General features: G+C 66.5%; 16 protein-coding genes and 1 riboswitch. Of the genes, 9 read left to right on the top strand and 7 right to left on the bottom strand.

What is annotated here, in order from left to right:
- Positions 1–33: 33 nt before the first annotated feature.
- On the top strand, positions 34–1,131 hold the full coding sequence (locus tag PRN20_RS15835) for a helix-turn-helix transcriptional regulator (protein ID WP_273958513.1): 1,098 nt from the start codon (positions 34–36) through the stop codon (positions 1,129–1,131).
- A 189-nt stretch (positions 1,132–1,320) separates the two neighbouring features.
- Here PRN20_RS15835 and chpT read toward each other — a convergent pair whose 3' ends face one another.
- Positions 1,321–1,995 (bottom strand): histidine phosphotransferase ChpT, encoded by a 675-nt coding sequence (gene chpT / locus PRN20_RS15830; protein ID WP_273958512.1) that lies wholly within the window; start codon positions 1,993–1,995, stop codon positions 1,321–1,323.
- A gap of 69 nt (positions 1,996–2,064) precedes the next feature.
- On the bottom strand, positions 2,065–2,547 hold the full coding sequence (locus PRN20_RS15825; protein ID WP_273958511.1) for a YHS domain-containing (seleno)protein: 483 nt from the start codon (positions 2,545–2,547) through the stop codon (positions 2,065–2,067).
- A gap of 184 nt (positions 2,548–2,731) precedes the next feature.
- Between PRN20_RS15825 and PRN20_RS15820 the strand changes: the two genes are divergently transcribed.
- Positions 2,732–3,325, top strand: coding sequence for a DUF1134 domain-containing protein (locus PRN20_RS15820; RefSeq protein ID WP_273958510.1), 594 nt, complete (start codon positions 2,732–2,734; stop codon positions 3,323–3,325).
- Between the two features lie 150 nt (positions 3,326–3,475).
- On the top strand, positions 3,476–4,663 hold the full coding sequence (locus PRN20_RS15815; RefSeq protein ID WP_273958509.1) for a hypothetical protein: 1,188 nt from the start codon (positions 3,476–3,478) through the stop codon (positions 4,661–4,663).
- 83 nt (positions 4,664–4,746) lie between these two features.
- Here the strand turns inward: PRN20_RS15815 and PRN20_RS15810 are convergent, their stop codons facing one another.
- Positions 4,747–5,097, bottom strand: a complete 351-nt coding sequence (locus tag PRN20_RS15810; protein ID WP_273958508.1) for a hypothetical protein — start codon at positions 5,095–5,097, stop codon at positions 4,747–4,749.
- Between PRN20_RS15810 and PRN20_RS15805 the strand changes: the two genes are divergently transcribed.
- Together PRN20_RS15805 and rpoH are read left to right on the top strand one after the other, a co-directional pair.
- The gene (locus tag PRN20_RS15805; protein ID WP_273958507.1) at positions 5,096–6,124 is read left to right on the top strand and encodes an RluA family pseudouridine synthase; all 1,029 of its coding nucleotides are present in this window, start codon (positions 5,096–5,098) and stop codon (positions 6,122–6,124) included. The two genes, PRN20_RS15810 and PRN20_RS15805, sit on opposite strands and share 2 nt — an antisense overlap.
- Positions 6,125–6,303: 179 nt before the next feature.
- On the top strand, positions 6,304–7,191 hold the full coding sequence (gene rpoH / locus PRN20_RS15800) for an RNA polymerase sigma factor RpoH (RefSeq protein ID WP_273958506.1): 888 nt from the start codon (positions 6,304–6,306) through the stop codon (positions 7,189–7,191).
- A 56-nt stretch (positions 7,192–7,247) separates the two neighbouring features.
- Here rpoH and blaOXA read toward each other — a convergent pair whose 3' ends face one another.
- Positions 7,248–8,039 carry a class D beta-lactamase gene (gene blaOXA, locus PRN20_RS15795; RefSeq protein WP_443112585.1) on the bottom strand — a complete coding sequence of 264 codons (792 nt, stop codon included), beginning with the start codon at positions 8,037–8,039 and terminating at the stop codon, positions 7,248–7,250.
- Between the two features lie 104 nt (positions 8,040–8,143).
- The gene (locus tag PRN20_RS15790; RefSeq protein WP_273958504.1) at positions 8,144–8,842 is read right to left on the bottom strand and encodes a thiamine diphosphokinase; all 699 of its coding nucleotides are present in this window, start codon (positions 8,840–8,842) and stop codon (positions 8,144–8,146) included.
- A 27-nt stretch (positions 8,843–8,869) separates the two neighbouring features.
- A riboswitch (TPP riboswitch) is annotated at positions 8,870–8,967 on the top strand.
- Positions 8,968–9,032: 65 nt separating this feature from the next.
- On the opposite strand from PRN20_RS15790, the gene thiB reads away from it, so the two are divergent.
- From thiB to PRN20_RS15770, 4 genes are read left to right on the top strand one after another with little or no spacing between them, the layout of a single operon-like run.
- Positions 9,033–10,025 carry a thiamine ABC transporter substrate binding subunit gene (gene thiB, locus PRN20_RS15785; RefSeq protein ID WP_273958503.1) on the top strand — a complete coding sequence of 331 codons (993 nt, stop codon included), beginning with the start codon at positions 9,033–9,035 and terminating at the stop codon, positions 10,023–10,025.
- Positions 10,000–11,610, top strand: coding sequence for a hypothetical protein (locus tag PRN20_RS15780; protein ID WP_273958502.1), 1,611 nt, complete (start codon positions 10,000–10,002; stop codon positions 11,608–11,610). The genes thiB and PRN20_RS15780 overlap by 26 nt, the downstream gene beginning before the upstream one ends.
- Positions 11,603–12,241 carry an ATP-binding cassette domain-containing protein gene (locus tag PRN20_RS15775; RefSeq protein ID WP_273958501.1) on the top strand — a complete coding sequence of 213 codons (639 nt, stop codon included), beginning with the start codon at positions 11,603–11,605 and terminating at the stop codon, positions 12,239–12,241. The genes PRN20_RS15780 and PRN20_RS15775 overlap by 8 nt, the downstream gene beginning before the upstream one ends.
- 55 nt (positions 12,242–12,296) lie before the next feature.
- Entirely contained in the window at positions 12,297–12,440 is a 144-nt protein-coding gene (locus PRN20_RS15770; RefSeq protein ID WP_273958500.1) for a hypothetical protein, read from the top strand.
- A 227-nt stretch (positions 12,441–12,667) separates the two neighbouring features.
- On the opposite strand, the gene PRN20_RS15765 is transcribed toward PRN20_RS15770, so the two are convergent.
- Positions 12,668–14,785 (bottom strand): hypothetical protein, encoded by a 2,118-nt coding sequence (locus PRN20_RS15765; protein WP_273958499.1) that lies wholly within the window; start codon positions 14,783–14,785, stop codon positions 12,668–12,670.
- A gap of 48 nt (positions 14,786–14,833) precedes the next feature.
- Positions 14,834–16,123, bottom strand: a complete 1,290-nt coding sequence (locus tag PRN20_RS15760) for an adenylosuccinate synthase (protein WP_273958498.1) — start codon at positions 16,121–16,123, stop codon at positions 14,834–14,836.
- Positions 16,124–16,246: the final 123 nt, after the last annotated feature.

Raw genomic sequence — 16,246 nt, 5'->3', positions numbered from 1 at the left:
GCCGCGCTCTCGACAACATGTGGAGAGACTGCGGTGAACGAGCCGGACAGTCTGCCAGACTCCATCTACGAGGCGGCCGCCATACCCGAGCTCTGGCCGCGCGTACTTGAGCGCCTCAACCTGCTCGCCGGCGCCGATGCGGCCGCCCTGCTCTCAGCCGACAACGACGGTTATGGCCGCTACATCGCGACGGAGGCCTATCGCGACGGCTATGCCGACTATGTCGCCAACGGCCGCGAGTATCCCAACGTCCGTTTCGCGCGCTCGCTCGAACGCTACCCCAGCGCCTTCTCGACCGACCTCGAGCTCTGTACGGCGGCCGAACTCGATGCCGACCCCATCTACACCTCGTTCGTGCGCAAGCATGGCTTCGACTGGACGGCCGGCACGGCCGTTCCCACGCCGACCGGCGACCTCATTGTCTTCGATTTCGCCCGTCGGCGCGGGGCGGACCCTTTCAGCCGCGAGATCATGGGCCTGCTCGACGGATATCGCCCGCACCTCGCCCGGGCCGCCCTGGTGTCGCACCGCCTGGGCATGCGGGCCGCCTCGAGCCAGGCAGAAGCACTGCAGCACGTCGGCTTGCCCTGCGCCGTCGTTGGCCGGATGGGCAAGCTCCTCGCGGTCAACTCCCCGTTCGAGGAACTGGCGCCGCGGATCGTCTTCACCGCCCATGGCGGGCTCGCCTTTGCCGATACCGACGCGCAGAAACTGGTGGCCGCCGCCATGGGGCAGTTGCGCTACGAGCTCAACCCCATCATCCGCTCCATACCGGTGCGCGCGACCGAGGCCGAGTCCGCCCTGGTCGTCCACCTGGTGCCGATCCGCCGCGCCGCCGGTGACGTCTTCACCCGCGCCGAGGGCCTGATCGTGGTCACCCCGGTCACCATGCCCGAGGCGCCGCTCACCCATATCCTCACCGGGCTCTTCGACCTGACGCCGGCCGAGGCCAAGGTGGCGCGCGGCATCGCGTCCGGTCTCAACGTCGAGGGCCTCGCCGAACTGCTGAACCTGTCGCCGGCGACGATCCGCAACCAGCTCAACGCGGTACTGAACAAGACCGGCACGCGGCGGCAGGCCGAACTGACCTTGCTGCTGTCGGGGACTCGCCCGATGCCGGAGATCAGCTGAGGCCGCTGCGCGCTTGCGCGGCAGCCACCATTCCGAACGGCTGGCCATTGTCGGCTGCCCATTTCCTGGGCAGCTATGTCCTTATTTTTCCCGCCGAACGGGCCTCAGGCCCGCGTCGGTCTCCGGCAGCGCAGGCGACCTGCGGGTCGAGTACGTCGACTTCGCTGACGCCGGACCCAGTGGCGGCCGTCAGGCCGCCGCCGCTACGGCCTTGGGCGTCGCCGTGAACTCGAACACGTCGTTCTCGATGCCGACCTTGAGTTCCATGTCGGTCATGCGGGCGAGGATGCCCGTGTAGAACGGCTGGATGCCGCGCGCATCGACGCCGCCTTCGGGATTGCCCGCCAGCAGCCCTTCGGTGCCTTGCGGCATCAGGGTCTTCTGCCGCTTCTCCGGATCGGATTTCGAGGTGATCGTGAAGCGCTCCTGACCGGCCGGCCCTTCGACCTTGACCGTCACGACACCGCCGCGCGGCACTGACATCGCCGCGATGAGCAGCATGTTCATCAGCAGCTTGGCCTTGTGCTTGGGCAAGAGGATCAGCGGCACCTGCCAGTCGAGGTCGGCCTTCTCGATCTCGAAATAGAGCTGGGCGACGCGCTCGCACTCACGGGTGTCGAAATCGGTGCCGGCAGTCGAGGAGGCGCCAAAGGCGAGCCGGGCGAACTCGAGCTTGGCGCGGGCCTGCTTGGCCGAATTGGCGATCAGCTCCTGCGCACCCTCGGCCATCGCCGTCTGGCTCGGATCGGCGAGCACTTCGAGACCATTGCCGATCGCGCCCACCGGATTGATGAGGTCATGGCAAACGCGGGAGCACAGCATGGCCGCCAGGTCGGTCGCCTTGAGCTCGATGATATCCGACATTGATGGAGTCCTTGCCTTCGAATCAGTTTGCGTAACAGTACCCGCAACGGGCTACCTGCCCTAGGCGGTCTAGTGTCCTGCCGGCGGCGCCAGGGCGTCGACGGTGCTTTCCTCTTCCCCGGTCAGCCCTTTCCTGAGCCCCGGCCAGTTGCTGTCGGCGCTCTCCACGACTCCGTCCTGGCTCCGGAAGAAGGCCTCGCGGTTGGCCACCGAGTAGAAGAGATAGAGCTTGCCGCCCTTGATTGCATGCAGGCGCGGGTTGCCGTCCGACAGAAACCCGCGCGACAGGCTGACGAGGCAATGCCCGCCATACTGAGGCGCATAGATCTCGGGGTTCCGCATGAACACGTCGCGGTTGGCGGGCGAGCTGAAGTACCAGTGTACGCCCGCCCACTCGTAGCCATGCTCGGATGAGCCTGCGACCGGCTCCGGGTCGGTGAAGTAGCTCACCGGATCGTAGCCCTCGAGCGCCACCCCGGTCAGCGGATCGGTGACGATCGCGTTGACGAGCGAGGCCGCCACAGCCGGCATACCGGCCAGTGCGTAGAGCACCGTTAGTGCTGCAAAAAACCCGCTTATGGTTAAGTTTTGTTTACGCTTTTGCCGCATCATTGCCGCCATGAAGGCCTAGCTTGAGGGCCCCTCAGGCAGACCGGATGCGCTGAACCTTAGCGTCACACGGTAAGTACCGCGTAAATGGTCCGCCGCTCGAACTAAGCCCCCCGGGAGCGCCCACATGCTCAATCGCATGGTCTACCTGATCCTCGCTGCGTTCCTCGCACTGACCGCAGCGACGCTCGTTCTCACCCCCACCCTCACCCAAGCCCAGCAGCAGGGCTCGCTCTCCGACACCTTCTCGGGCGAGGAACTGGTCAACACCGGCCATGAATTCTTCGGCTCGGTCGCGCAGGGCCTCGCTTCGCTGGTCGAGCGGGCAGTGAGCCAGTTCGGCCTGCCCAATGCCTATGTGCTGGGCGAGGAAGCCGGGGGCGCTATCTTTGCCGGCGCCCGCTACGGCGAAGGCACCATGTACACGCGCAACCAGGGCGAACACCCCCTCTTCTGGCAGGGACCGACCGTCGGGCTCGATTTCGGCGGCGATGGCTCCAAGGTCATGATGCTGGTCTACAACCTCGCCTCGGTCTCCGACGTCTATGGCCGCTACCCCGGCGTCGACGGTTCCGCCTATGTGGTCGGCGGGCTCGGCATGACCGTGATCAAGTACGGCGACGTCGTCATGGTCCCGATCCGCTCCGGCGTGGGCGCGCGGCTCGGCGTCAACGTGGGCTATCTCAAGTTCACCCAGGAACCGACCTGGAACCCGTTCTGACCGCGGGACGGTTCAGGCGTCACTCAGCCTCCGCATACATCAGATAGATGTGGGTCACGGCCCGGTTTACGGAACCGTGCCGTGACCGGGCTCTCGACTTCCGCTAATCTGAGGGCGCAGGGCCGCCCCGTGCGCTGGCGGAGTTGAATAATGGTCATTGAGAACATCATGTACTTCGTGCTCGGGCTTCTCATGTCCGGGCTCCTGGCATTGATCATCCTGCCTGCCGTCTGGCGCCGCGCCGTGCGCCTCACCAAGAAGCGCATCGAGGCGGCGACGCCCATGACCATGGCGGAGTTCCGCGCCGACAAGGATCAGTTGCGCGCCGAATTCGCCCTTTCCACCCGCCGTCTCGAGATGAACGTCGAGGCCCTGCGCCGCCGGCTCGCCGACCAGCTCCGCGACATCAACCGCAAGCGCAACGAGCTCGGGGGCATCAAGGGCGAGCGCGACAGTCACCTGCAGGTCGTCCGCGAGCTCGAAGAGCGCGAGGCGGAAGCCCGCCGGCGCATCCTCGAACTCGAGAAGGAAGGCGCCGACCTCGCCCAGAAGCTGAGGATGCGCGATCGCGAGCTCGGCGAGAAATCGAGCCAGCTCGAGGCAGCGCGCGAGAGCCTGCGCGGCAGCGGCCCCAAGCCCCGCAAGATCGACGGCAAGACGCTCAGCGGCGACTACAACGCCGATATCGACGAACTCCTGAGCTACCTCGAGATCGAAAAGAAGCGCGCTTCGTTCCTCGAGACGCAGAATGGCAACCTGATCGCCCAGCTCGAGAGCGCCAACTCGGGCCTCGCCGCCGCCCAGTCGGCAGCCGCCGAACTGCGCCAGCAGCTTAGCCGCAGCGATGACTCCGCCACCGCCACCCAGAGCGAGCTGGCCGAGGCAGAGGCCCGCATCGCCGACGCCGAGAGCCGGGTTTCGACCCTCCTCGCCGAAACCACCAAGCTGGTCGAGGATGGCGATGTGAAGCGCGACATGCTGCTCGCCGAAAAGCTTAGCCTCGAGGACGAGATGGAAAAGCTCCGCGTGAAGATTGCCGGCGTCGAGCAGACCGTCATGGCCGATTGGGACAGCGACCGCATCGAGCAGTCGCACCTGCGCGAGAAGCTCAACGACATCGCCTCGGATGTCAGCCGACTGGTCTATGCCCTCGAAGGCAACGAGCCGATCGACGAGGAGGAGAGCCTCGCCGCACGCATGCAGAAGTTCGTCGATGCCGAGGAGGCCGCAGCCAAGGCGCCGGTGCGTGGCCCCGCTGTCCGCAACGGCAATGTGCCGGAAGGCAACACCGTCTCCGACCGCCTGCAGGCGCTGCGCGAAATGCGGGACGGCAACTGACGGGACGTCAGCTTGCTCGCTGAGCTGACCTCAGGGAGGCTACTCGCTGACCCCAGGGAAGCTGCTCGCTGACCTCGGGGAAGCTACTCGCTGACCACCGGGATTTCGCGGATCATCTCGCCGGACTTGCCGTCGAACACGCGTACGCTCGTCATCGGCCCGAGCTTGTAGGTCACCGTCACGCGCCCGTCGGCGGCAACCGCCGAGACGACTTCCCCGCCCTCGGGAATTTTCAGCGCCGTGATCACATAGTCGCCGCCGGTCTTGGCTTCGTTCTGCGAAGAGCGGTAGACAAGCGCCGCCCCTACGGCCATAAGGCCAACCACCAGCAGCCCGATAGACACGAAGAAGCTCTTCCGGGCGCGGTTCAGCACCGTCTTGACCTCTGGCGTCAGCTCCGCGGTGTTCTTGTCTTTCTCTTGAGGATCGCTCATGCAGGACTTTTCCGGCGAGGAACAGGAATGGCTGGTGACGGTCGACGCGACCGACGCCGGCAGCCGTCTCGATGCGGCGCTGGCCCGGGCTGTGCCGGTCTTCTCGCGCAACCGGATCAAGGACCTGATACTTGCCGGAAGCGTCTCGATCAATGGACGACCCGTCGCGGAGCCAAAATACAAGCTCCGCGAAGGCGAGGAGATCCTCCTCGTCGCCCCCGAGCCGGTCGAAGCCGAGCCGGTCCCCCAGGACATCCCGCTCGACATTCTCTATGAGGATGACGACCTGATCGTCATCAACAAGCCGGTGGGCATGGTGGTCCATCCCGCCGCCGGCAATCCCGACGGCACGCTCGTCAACGCCCTGCTCTACCACTGCGGCGACAGCCTCAAGGGCATCGGCGGCGTCAAGCGCCCGGGCATCGTCCACCGGCTCGACAAGGACACCTCGGGGGTCATGGTCGCTGCCAAGACCGAGACCGCGCACAACCACCTGGCCGCCCAGTTCGCCGATCACGGCCGCACCGGACCGCTGCACCGCGCCTACATCGCCTATGCCTGGGGACGCACCCAGCAGGCGGCCGGAACGGTCGAGGCCCCGTTGGGCCGAGATCCCGGCAACCGGCTGAAGCAGGCGGTGCGCCGCGACGGCCGGGAGGCCATCACCCACTATGCCGTCGAGGCGCGCTACGGCGACGAAGGCTGGGACATCACGCGCATCCGCTGCGAACTAGAAACCGGGCGCACCCACCAGATCCGCGTCCACATGGCCCATATCGGCCATCCCCTGGTCGCCGATCAGCTCTATGCCCCCGGCTTTGCCACCAAGGTCAATCGCCTTCCCGAGGCGGCCAAGGCTGCCGTTGTGGCGCTGGGCCGCCAGGCCTTGCACGCCGCCGAACTCGGCTTCGAGCACCCCACGACGGGCGAGGAGATGGCCTTCGAGGCTCCCCTGCCGCCGGACCTCGAAGCCCTGCAGGACGCCATCGAGCCCTTCGACCGTGTCGTCGCCCGGATACCGACCTGACGAAAATGTAAGGTTCATGTCATGCAACCGTAATGCGACTTCGTGCATTCCGGTGGGGTCGAAGTGGGTCTTATCAAAGCTCGTTTTCGACCTATATAATCAAGACAGTCAGCCCACATGCCGGACTGGATGCGGGCTGACATCTGCCCGTGACGACGGGGGAAAGACGAGGGTGCATCATGGCCCAGACTAATCTGCCTGTGCTGTCGGCCGAGGGTGGCCTCAGCCGCTATCTCCAGGAAATTCGCAAGTTTCCGATGCTGGAGCCCAACGAAGAATACATGCTCGCCAAGCGCTATCGCGAGCATGAGGATCCTTCTGCGGCCCAGAGACTTATCACGTCCCATCTGCGGCTCGTGGCCAAGATTGCCATGGGCTACCGTGGCTATGGCCTGCCCATCTCCGAGGTGATCTCGGAGGGCAATGTCGGCCTCATGCACGCGGTCAAGCGCTTCGAGCCCGAGAAGGGATTCCGCCTCGCGACCTACGCGATGTGGTGGATTCGCGCTGCCATCCAGGAATATGTGCTGCGCTCGTGGAGCCTCGTGAAGATCGGCACCACGGCCGCGCAGAAGCGCCTGTTCTTCAACCTGCGCAAGATCAAGGGGCAGATCGCCGCCCTCGATGACGGCAACCTGCACCCCGACCAGATCAAGCAGATCGCGACCACGCTCAACGTCACCGAAGCCGACGTCGTGTCGATGAACCAGCGGCTCTCCGGCGACGCTTCGCTCAACGCGCCGATGCGCGCCGACGAAGGCGCCTCCGAGTGGCAGGACTGGCTTACCGACGACTCGCCTGACCAGGAGACGACGCTCGGCGAGTCCGAGGAGTTCAGCGAGCGCATGGGGTTGCTCAACAACGCCATGCAGGACCTGAACGAGCGCGAGAAGGCCATCTTCCAGGCCCGCCGCCTGCGCGACGATCCGGCCACGCTCGAACAGCTGGCTCAGGAATACAATGTCAGCCGCGAGCGCATCCGCCAGATCGAGGTGCGCGCGTTCGAGAAGGTGCAGGAGGCCGTTCAGAAGGCCGCCCACGCCAAGACCCGCGAAGCGGCGCTGTAGCGATTGTCAGCACGATAAAGAAAGGCCGCCTCCGGGCGGCCTTTTTGTTTCCGGGCTCAGCCGAGCTTGGAAAAGCGCGCCAGCAGCGCGTCGCGCGCCCGCGGGCCCGCGGGGGTGCCGATCTTCTTGGTGTCGTGGATCAGGTAGGCAAAGACCAGTCGCTCCTTGCCCTGCTCCGCCCAGCCCACGAACCAGCCGTACTGGCGATTGGTGTTGGTCGAACCATCGCCGTGGCGCTCGTAGTACGTGCCGGTCTTGCCCCAGACCATCCAGCGCCCGGCGAGGAACTTCGGCATGACGTCCATGGTCAGCCGATGCGCCTCGGCCGTGACCGGTAGCTCGCCCGCCAGCATCCGGCGGAAGAACTGCACCTGCCCGGCCGGCGTGATTTTCAGCGACGAGTTGAGCCACGAATGGGTCAGGCCGTTGTTGCGGCGCGGGTCGCCGCTGACATCGGCATTGCCATAGTCGAAGGCTGCGACATAGCGGGCGAACTTGCTGGCCCCCAGGCGCTGCACCAGCTCGCGCGAGTACCACAGCACCGATTCATGCACCCAGCTCTCGGGCGTTATGGTCACCCGCCACCGCGGCCGCTGGGCTCGATACTCCTCCTTGTACGGCCAGGCCGGCTCGGTGCGCGAGGCGAGCACGCCGGCGTCGAACCCCATCACCGCCAGCGGCACCTTGAAGGTCGAGGCCGGCGCGGCTGGCACCTCGCACCCGCCGCCCTCCTGCAGGCGGACCGCACCGCTGCCCGCATCCACCATGAGCGTACAAACCACCTCGGCCCGGCCCGCCGAAACACCGGCAAGCGCCAGCACCAGCGCCAAAAACAATGCTTTCACGATATGCCCCAAGTTATGCCGGCGGGGATGAAGAACGATGTTGGCGGAATTTGGATGGCCCCGCAGTTACTTGCCGGATTCATCTGCAGTGTGACCGCGACGAACAGCTACCGCTTTTCGAGCAGCAGCTTGGCGATCAGCGACGCCAGGTACTTGCGCGGCAGGATGAGCAGATAGGGCGCATGCACCCCCTCTTCCGGCACCACGGTGAACGGGCCGCTCAGGGCTTCGTTCGAAGTTCCGGTGCGCACGCCGGGCGCGAGCTTGACCGCATCCAGCGGGTACTTGAGCCCGTCCGAGCGCCAGAAGGTCACCGGCATCAGCGGATGGAGCGACACGCGCTCGCCCGGCTCGACCTTGAACGAAAACGTCTCGGTCAGGCCCAGCGCGATGTCCTGCTCGTCGACCAGCACGATGCGGCGGCGATGCGCGTACTTGGCGACCGCGTCGAGCGCGGCCAGCGTATGGTCGAAGCGCCGCCCGGTCATGCCCAGCGCCACCGTCACGGGGGCGCGGGTCGAGTAGAGCGCCTTCTCGAAGTCGGTGGTCATCTGCTCGCTGATCTGCATGAGCCGCGTCTTGCCCAGCCACGAGTGCGGGTTCTTGAGCGAGTCGAAATCGCCCACGATCAGTTCAGGCTTGAGCCCGGCCGCAACGATCTGGTCGGCGCCGCCATCGGCGCCCACCAGATGCCCGCCCGAGGCGTAGAGCTCCTGGATCAGGTCGTTGTCGACAGTTCCACCGCCCACGACGACGAGAAGGTCGTCGAACACAGCGACGGAAGGCTGAGGGGCATGTGCTTGCACGGAGGGGAAACTCTGTCTATGTCTCAGGGCGTCTCGCTGGGGTGTTCCGGTTGATCCGGAGCTGAGAGTTACCCATTGAACCTGAACCAGGTCATGCTGGCGGAGGAAGTTCGAGATGGCAAGGGCGCCCAGGCGTCCGATCCATGCACGTGCCCTTCAATCCACATGGCCGCAAACCGAAGGGAACGACATGCGTTCGTTCAAGCTCTTCGCGTTGGCGGCAGTTATCTGCGCCACCGCTTCACCTGCCCTCGCTGAGGACAAGCCGGTCCTCGACGTCTACACCTATGACGGCTTTGCCTCCGAGTGGGGCCCGGGGCCGCTACTCAAGGCCGGCTTCGAAAAGACCTGCAACTGCACCATCGCGTTCACGACCTCCGAGGACGCGATCTCGAACTTGAGGAAGGTGCAGCTCGAGGGTACAGCGACCAAGGCAGACGTCGTCCTCGGCCTCGATACCGCAACCTCCGGCGAGGCCCGCGCCACCGGCCTCTTCGCGCCGCACGGACTGACGCCCGAAGGCCTCGTCCTGCCCTGGAGCGATCCCGAGTTCATCCCCTTCGACTACGGCTATTTCGCCTATGTCTATGACAAGGCGAAGACGCCAAATCCGCCGACCTCGTTCGAGGAACTGATCGCACTGCCCGACAGCTTCAAGGTCGTGATCCAGGACCCGCGTTCGTCCACTCCCGGCCTCGGCCACGTGCTGTGGATTCAAGCGGCCTACGGCGATCGCGCCCCCGAGATCTGGAAGGGATTGAAGCCGCATGTGCTGACCATGACGCGCGGCTGGAGCGAGGCCTATGGCCTCTTCCTCGACGGCCAGGCCGACATGGTGCTGAGCTACACCACCTCGCCCGCCTACCACGCCATTGCCGAGCAGAAGGACAACTACGCCTACGCCCCCTTCTCCGAGGGCTACGTGGCGCAGGTCGAGGTTGCCGGCATTCTCAAGAGCTCGGACCAGCCCGACCTCGGCAAGGCGTTCCTCGCCTATCTCATGACGCCTGAGGCGCAGAAGATCATCCCGACCACCAACTGGATGTACCCGGTCATCGACATCGGCGACGAGCTGCCGGCGGCGTTCGGCACGCCGCCCGACAAGGTGCTTCCGATCGACGAAGCGACGCTTGCTGCCAATGGTCGGGCCTGGGTCGATGCTGCTCTCGCCGCCCTTCAATAGCCGCACCCTGCCCAACCGCCCGCTCCGGCTTTTCGCCGGGGCGGCCATCGCCACCGCCATCGCCACTCTGGTGGTGGCGGTGCTCTACGCGATTTTCACGACCGCGGCGGGTGCTGCGGCGCAATCCTCCCGTGTCGACGTCCTGCATCTCGTCGGGATGACCAGCATCCAGGCCGGGCTCACCACCGTGCTGTCGCTGCTCGTCGGCACGGCGATCGCCTGGGCGCTGAACCGCCTGCGCTTCCCTGGCCGCGACCTGATCGTCGGGCTCTTCGCCTCGGCCATCGTCACGCCGGGACTGATCGTCGCTTTCGGACTGCTCGCCGTGTGGGGCCGCTCCGGCTGGATCAACCAGACTGCGCTGGCGCTGACCGGTCACTCGTTCGAGGTCCCCATCTTCGGCCTCGGCGGCATCCTTGCCGCCCACGTCATCCTCGACGGCGCCTTTGCCGCCCGCATCCTCCTCGCGCGGCTCGACGCCATTCCCGAGCGGCGGCTGAAGACGGGACAAAGCCTGGCGCTGAGCCCATGGACGCGCTTCCGGGTGATCGACTGGCCGATGCTGGCCTCGTCGCTCCCCGGTCTCGCCGCCATCATTTTCCTCCTCGCCTTCACGAGCTTCCCGATCGTCCTCCTCCTCGGCGGCGGTCCGGCGAACCAGACGCTCGAAGTCGCGATCTATGCGGCCGTCCGGCTCGACTTCGACCTCCAGGGCGCGGTGACGCTGGCGCTGGTCCAGATCGGCATCTGCAGCAGCATCATTCTCGCTGCCGCAGCTTTCGCTCCCGTCTCCGCCAGCACAGGGGCCTCGGCGCCGCCGCGCTGGCGCGACCACGGCCTCACCCGGGCATTGCAGTGGGCGGTGCTCGCATTCGGTATCGTCGGTTTCGCCATGCCGCTCGTCGCCATCCTGATCGATGGTATCGGTCCTGGCATCGCGGATGTGATGAGCCGGGCCAGCTTCTGGCGGGCGCTCGGCACCAGTCTCGCTATCGGCACCGGATCGGCGCTTCTGACGCTGACTCTCGCCCTTGGCGTGGGTCTTGGACGGGCTGCCACCCGGGCCCCGCTGCTGCGGATCAGCATCGGCGCTCCTGCCTACGCCTACCTCGCGGTGCCCGCGGTTGTTCTCTCGCTCGGCGCGTTCCTCCTCGTCCGCAACGCCGGACTGCTGCCCGAGACGGCGGCTCCGGTCGTGGTGCTCTGCGCCAACGCGCTGCTGTCGCTGCCCTTCGCGCTCGCGACCCTGGCTCCGCCGCTCGACGCTATCGCGGAGAAGCGCGGCCGCCTGATCCGTTCGCTCGGATTGACGGGCTGGCAGCAGTTCCGTGCGGTCGAGTGGCCGCTGATCGGACGCGATATCGGCGTCGTCCTCGCCCTGAGCTTCTGCTTCTCGCTTGGGGATCTCGGCGTCATCGCCCTGTTCGGCACCGAGGACTTCGCGACGCTGCCGCTCCTCATGTACCGGGCCCTCGGCGCCTATCGCAGCAATGACGCCGCCGCCATCGCCGCGCTGATGCTCGTCCTCACTATCACCGCCTTCGTGCTGTTGCCGAAGCTGGTTGGAAAGCTGACCGATGCTTGAAGCCTCCCACCTGACCTATACGCATCCCGGCGCGACCCGCCGCTTCGACCTGAGCTTCTCGGCGCGTCCGGGCGAGGTCACCGCCATCAGCGGCCAGAGCGGCGCCGGCAAGTCGACGCTGCTGGACCTCGTCGCCGGTTTCCTCGAACCCTCGGCCGGCACGCTGACACTGGACGGCATCGACCTCCTCCGCCTCCAGCCGGAGGAACGGCCGGTCTCCATCCTGTTCCAGTCCGAGACCCTGTTCGACCACCTCTCTGCCGGCCACAACCTCGAACTCGGCCTGCCCCGCGGCAAGCCGCGGGACGAAAAGCACCAGCTCATCAGCGCCGCCCTCACCGAAGTGGGCCTCCCCGATGTGCTCGGGCAACGGGCCGATACCCTGTCGGGCGGCGAGAGGCAGCGCGTCGCGCTCGCCCGCACCCTGCTCCGTGACCGGCCGGTGCTGCTGCTCGACGAGCCGTTCTCCGCTCTCGACGACGAGACGCGAACCACCATCCGCTCGCTGGTGAAGGCGCTCACCGCGCGGCACGGCTGGATCACCCTGCTGGTCAGCCACCACGTGGACGACGTCGAGGCACTGGCAGCGCGGCGCTACCAGCTGCGCGACGGAATGCTGTTCGAGACATAAGGCGCACGCCAAGCCGGCGGCATGGGCTTACCATCGATTCCACCGGACCCGCGCTATGACCGAAGCCAGCCCAGCCCGCTCCCCCGAGGGGCGGAAGATGTTCGAGAACGTTCAGCGCGCCGTCCGGCTCTCGGCGCGGCTCAGCGATATTGGCTTCGACGACCTCGACGCCCTGCGCGACGCCTTTCGCGGGTGTTGAAGCAGCTTTAGTCGTTGGGCGTATGGCGGTGCAAGGCGCGTCGCCTCTTCCCAGAGGCGTGAGGTCTGGGTGAGGGGCCGCCATCGGTGCGCTTGGCGCCCCTCACCCCGGCCCTCTCCCCAGAGGGGCGAGGGGGCGATGTGGCACAGCCGGTGAACAGCGGTCCCCACAAAGCAAAAACGCCCGGACCTGGGGCCCGGGCGTTTCGATGATTCTGTTTCACGCGATCAGTTGGCCTGTGCGGCGACCTGCTTGTTCCACTCGGCCACCACGTCGGCGAACATCTTCTCTGCGGTCGCGTCCTTCTCGAGCGTGATGATGGCGCGCTTGCCCGTCGCGTAGATCAGGGCGAGGTCCATCCACTTGCGCGAGGTAAGCAGGGCCGAGTTGGCCGTGATATCGGCCGGCGTGGCACTGAGCGCAAACAGGAACGAGTTGCCGACGACCCGGGCCGAAGCACCGACCAGCGGCGTGCCCTGCACCAGTTCTTCGTTCTTGAGCAGAACGCCCGGGAGCCCCGCGATCGAACCGCCGATGAAGCTGTCGGTCACCCGGAAGTTGACTTCCATCAGGTGGCTGGCCGGCAGGCTGCTGTCGGAGTTCTTGCGGATGAGCACGTCAACGGCGAGGTTGCGCGCCGGGATGTTTGCCTTGCCGACCAGAGTGGGCAGGCCCATCTCGTCGGTCCCCTGGCTCCACTCGACCGTGCCCGAGAACGGGACGGCGCCCGTGGTACCGCTGTCGGAGGCCTCGAGCAGCAGCGACTGGCTGCCGGCAAGGTTAGCCGGATCGACGGCCGCGACCGCCTGCTCGGCAGAGGCGGCGGCAGCCGGAGTGGGCTCGGCCCCGAGCCGTTCGGAACTGGGTTCGACCAGCGGCAGCGCCGCGGTTTCGGCAGCAGGCGCGGCAGCAGCGGCAGGATCGGCGCCAAGGCGCTCGAGCTCGACCTTCGGAGCCGCGGCTTCTGCGGGCGTATCGGTGTTGCCCGGCCCCGTCGCCGGACCCTCGGCGGTCGTCTCGGCCGGAGTAGCCGGAGCGGTGGCAACCTGCTCGGTCGTGGGCGCACGCCCGAACATGGCATCGAGATCGATAAAGCCCTCACGCCAGGCCCAGAAGCCGGCGCCACCGGCGCCAACGAGCAGGACCGCAAACACGATGAGGAAAATGGTCACGGCCCCGAGGCCGCGCCGGTCATCTTCCTGGCGCGCACGGGGGATCCGGGGCTCGGCCTCGCGCTTGCGCGGAGCACGAGCATCGCGGGCGAAATCAGTGGCCTTTGCCGTCTTGCCCTGCAACGGGCGCGAAGGTGCGTCGGCCTTGAGAACGGAGGGCGCGAAACCGTTGACGTGCGCGGGCTCCTCGTCACCATCGTCCTCGGTGTCGAAGGCATTCAGGCCCTCGTCGAGATCAGCATCGCCACGCGCCTCGCGGTCGAGCGTCGCGATGGCGCGATCGATCGCACCCTGCGGATCCGCCGGAGCGGGCTCGACTTCGACTTCACGCACGGCCGACATGGCGGCAGCGATCGGCGGCTCCTCGAACAGGGCAACCGGGTCGGATTCGAGCTGGCGGGCGGTTGCCTGACCGTTGCGGGCGGCCGGCTCAAGCCGGGGAGCGGCAATGTCACGGCGCGGCTCGAGTACCGGGCCACGGGCCGGGCCACCGATGGGTGCGCCGAAGGCGGCGTTACCGGTACGGCTCTTGGCGGCTTCGGCGCGTGCGACGATCGACGGCAGCGGACGACCGCCGCTGTTCGGACGAACGGGCGCGCGCGGCGCCTCTTCCTCTACCTCATCCTCTGCGTGTGCAGCGTGGATGACGGGAGCGGCAATCTGCGGCCGGCTCGAAGGGACGAGCTTGGGCACGGGCTTGCCCATCGGCTTGGCGTCGGCGCGCACGATCTGGCGCGACTGGTCGGCCTGGGGCTGGGTCTGCTCGGCATTGGCCGCAGCGATGATCTCCTCGATCGTGCCGCCCGGCGGCAGCGGCCTGGGCGGCTCCTTGACGGGAGCCGGCGCCGCCTTGGCGACAGGACGCGCCACGGCGGGCGCAGCCTTCTTGGCCGGGGGCTCGAAATAGACCGGCGGCGGGGGCGGATTGTCTTCCTTGCCCGAGCCGAGGCCGGCGATAACGGCCTCGCTGGCTTCCTGCTCGACCTGACGGATGCAATCTTCGAGCTGGAGACGGTGCGCGGTGATGTCGCGAGCTGCGAGAGGCGGATTGATGGCGCGCAACTGCCCCACGAGCGCGGCGCGTGCCTTCTCGTAGACCGCGCGACGCGCCGCTCCGTTATTCTCGGGCAGCGCCTCTACGGCCCTGCGCAACAGCTCTTTGTAGTCCGCCATTCGCTAAACGACATCCATAATTTTAGGGCCTGTTCTAACGAAAAATTCTCAGTCTTGGAACGGGTCCTGCACCAGAATGGTATCCAGACGTTCGGGGCTCGTGGACAGCATGGCTACCGGTGCCCCGATCAGTTCCTCGATGTACCGAACGTACTTCACCGCTTGGGCCGGGAGTTCAGACCAGCTTCTTGCCCCAGCTGTTGTCTCCGACCACCCCTCAAGGGTTTCGTAGATCGGCTTAACAGCAGCTTGTGCCCCCATTGAGGCAGGCAAGTAGTCAATTTTTTGACCGTCCAGCTCATAGCCCACACATACTTTGAGCTCTTTGAGGCCATCGAGAACATCCAGTTTGGTGAGCGCGATGCCGTTTATCCCCGATGTTCTCACGGTCTGTCGGACAAGTACGGAATCGAACCAGCCGCAGCGCCGGGGCCGTCCGGTGTTCACGCCGACCTCGCGGCCGACGGTCGAAAGGTGCCGTCCGATCTCGTCATCGAGCTCGCACGGGAACGGCCCCTCGCCCACGCGCGTCGTGTAAGCCTTTGTGATACCGAGAACATAGCCGATCGCCGTAGGGCCAAGGCCCGAGCCGGCCGACGCCTGGCCGGCGACGGTGTTCGACGACGTGACGAACGGATAGGTGCCGTGATCGTTGTCGAGCAGCGCCCCCTGTGCGCCTTCGAACAGTATCCGTGCGCCAGCGCGCCGCTTGTCGTCGAGCAGGCGCCAGACCTGATCGACATAGGGCAGGATCTTGCCGGCGACCTCGGTCAACTCGTTGTAGAGGGACTCCGCCGACAGCTCGGCGAGGCCCATGCCGCGGCGCAGCGCGTTGTGGTGGGAGAGGAGGCGCTCGATCTTGGGCATCAGCGTCTCGGGCTCGGCCAGATCGCAGACGCGGATGGCGCGGCGGCCCACCTTGTCCTCGTAGGCCGGGCCGATGCCGCGGCGCGTGGTGCCGATCTTGAGCCCGGAATTGCCGCTCTCGCGCACGGCGTCGAGCTCGCGGTGGAGGCTGAGGATCAGCGGCGCATTGTCGGCGATCTTCAGCACTTCGGGAGTGATCTCGATGCCCTGTGCGCCGATTTTCTCGACCTCGGCGACGAAGTGGTGCGGATCGACGACGACACCGTTGCCGATGACGCTGAGCTTGCCGCGCACGACGCCCGAGGGCAGCAGCGCCAGCTTGTAGCTGGTCCCGTCGATCACCAGCGTGTGGCCGGCATTGTGCCCGCCCTGGTAGCGCACGACCACGTCGGCCCGTTCGCTCAGCCAGTCGACGATCTTGCCCTTGCCTTCGTCACCCCACTGGCTGCCGACGACGATCACATTTGCCATGCGCTTGATGCCCCTCAGGAATCGGCAGCCCGCCGGCCTCTTGCCGGGAGCTGCTAAGGTTCTGCTCCGATGTCGCTGCAAGCTGCCGGCGGACGCAACAAAAGGGCAGTCCGCAGCAGTTGC

Source organism: Devosia sp. ZB163 (assembly GCF_028613635.1).
In the GTDB taxonomy this organism is placed as follows: domain Bacteria; phylum Pseudomonadota; class Alphaproteobacteria; order Rhizobiales; family Devosiaceae; genus Devosia_A.
The sequence above is the reverse complement of the archived record's forward strand: the minus strand, read 5'-3'. Positions and strand labels throughout refer to the sequence as shown.

Bases quoted from the DNA above. Each gene is read 5' to 3' on its own strand.
- chpT (WP_273958512.1), bottom strand. From the start codon at position 1,995: ATGTCGGATATCATCGAGCTCAAGGCGACCGACCTGGCGGCCATGCTG.
- PRN20_RS15820 (WP_273958510.1), top strand. From the start codon at position 2,732: ATGCTCAATCGCATGGTCTACCTGATCCTCGCTGCGTTCCTCGCACTG.
- PRN20_RS15815 (WP_273958509.1), top strand. From the start codon at position 3,476: ATGGTCATTGAGAACATCATGTACTTCGTGCTCGGGCTTCTCATGTCC.
- PRN20_RS15805 (WP_273958507.1), top strand. From the start codon at position 5,096: ATGCAGGACTTTTCCGGCGAGGAACAGGAATGGCTGGTGACGGTCGAC.
- PRN20_RS15810 (WP_273958508.1), bottom strand. From the start codon at position 5,097: ATGAGCGATCCTCAAGAGAAAGACAAGAACACCGCGGAGCTGACGCCA.
- rpoH (WP_273958506.1), top strand. From the start codon at position 6,304: ATGGCCCAGACTAATCTGCCTGTGCTGTCGGCCGAGGGTGGCCTCAGC.
- thiB (WP_273958503.1), top strand. From the start codon at position 9,033: ATGCGTTCGTTCAAGCTCTTCGCGTTGGCGGCAGTTATCTGCGCCACC.
- PRN20_RS15780 (WP_273958502.1), top strand. From the start codon at position 10,000: ATGCTGCTCTCGCCGCCCTTCAATAGCCGCACCCTGCCCAACCGCCCG.
- PRN20_RS15775 (WP_273958501.1), top strand. From the start codon at position 11,603: ATGCTTGAAGCCTCCCACCTGACCTATACGCATCCCGGCGCGACCCGC.
- PRN20_RS15770 (WP_273958500.1), top strand. From the start codon at position 12,297: ATGACCGAAGCCAGCCCAGCCCGCTCCCCCGAGGGGCGGAAGATGTTC.
- PRN20_RS15765 (WP_273958499.1), bottom strand. From the start codon at position 14,785: ATGGCGGACTACAAAGAGCTGTTGCGCAGGGCCGTAGAGGCGCTGCCC.
- PRN20_RS15760 (WP_273958498.1), bottom strand. From the start codon at position 16,123: ATGGCAAATGTGATCGTCGTCGGCAGCCAGTGGGGTGACGAAGGCAAG.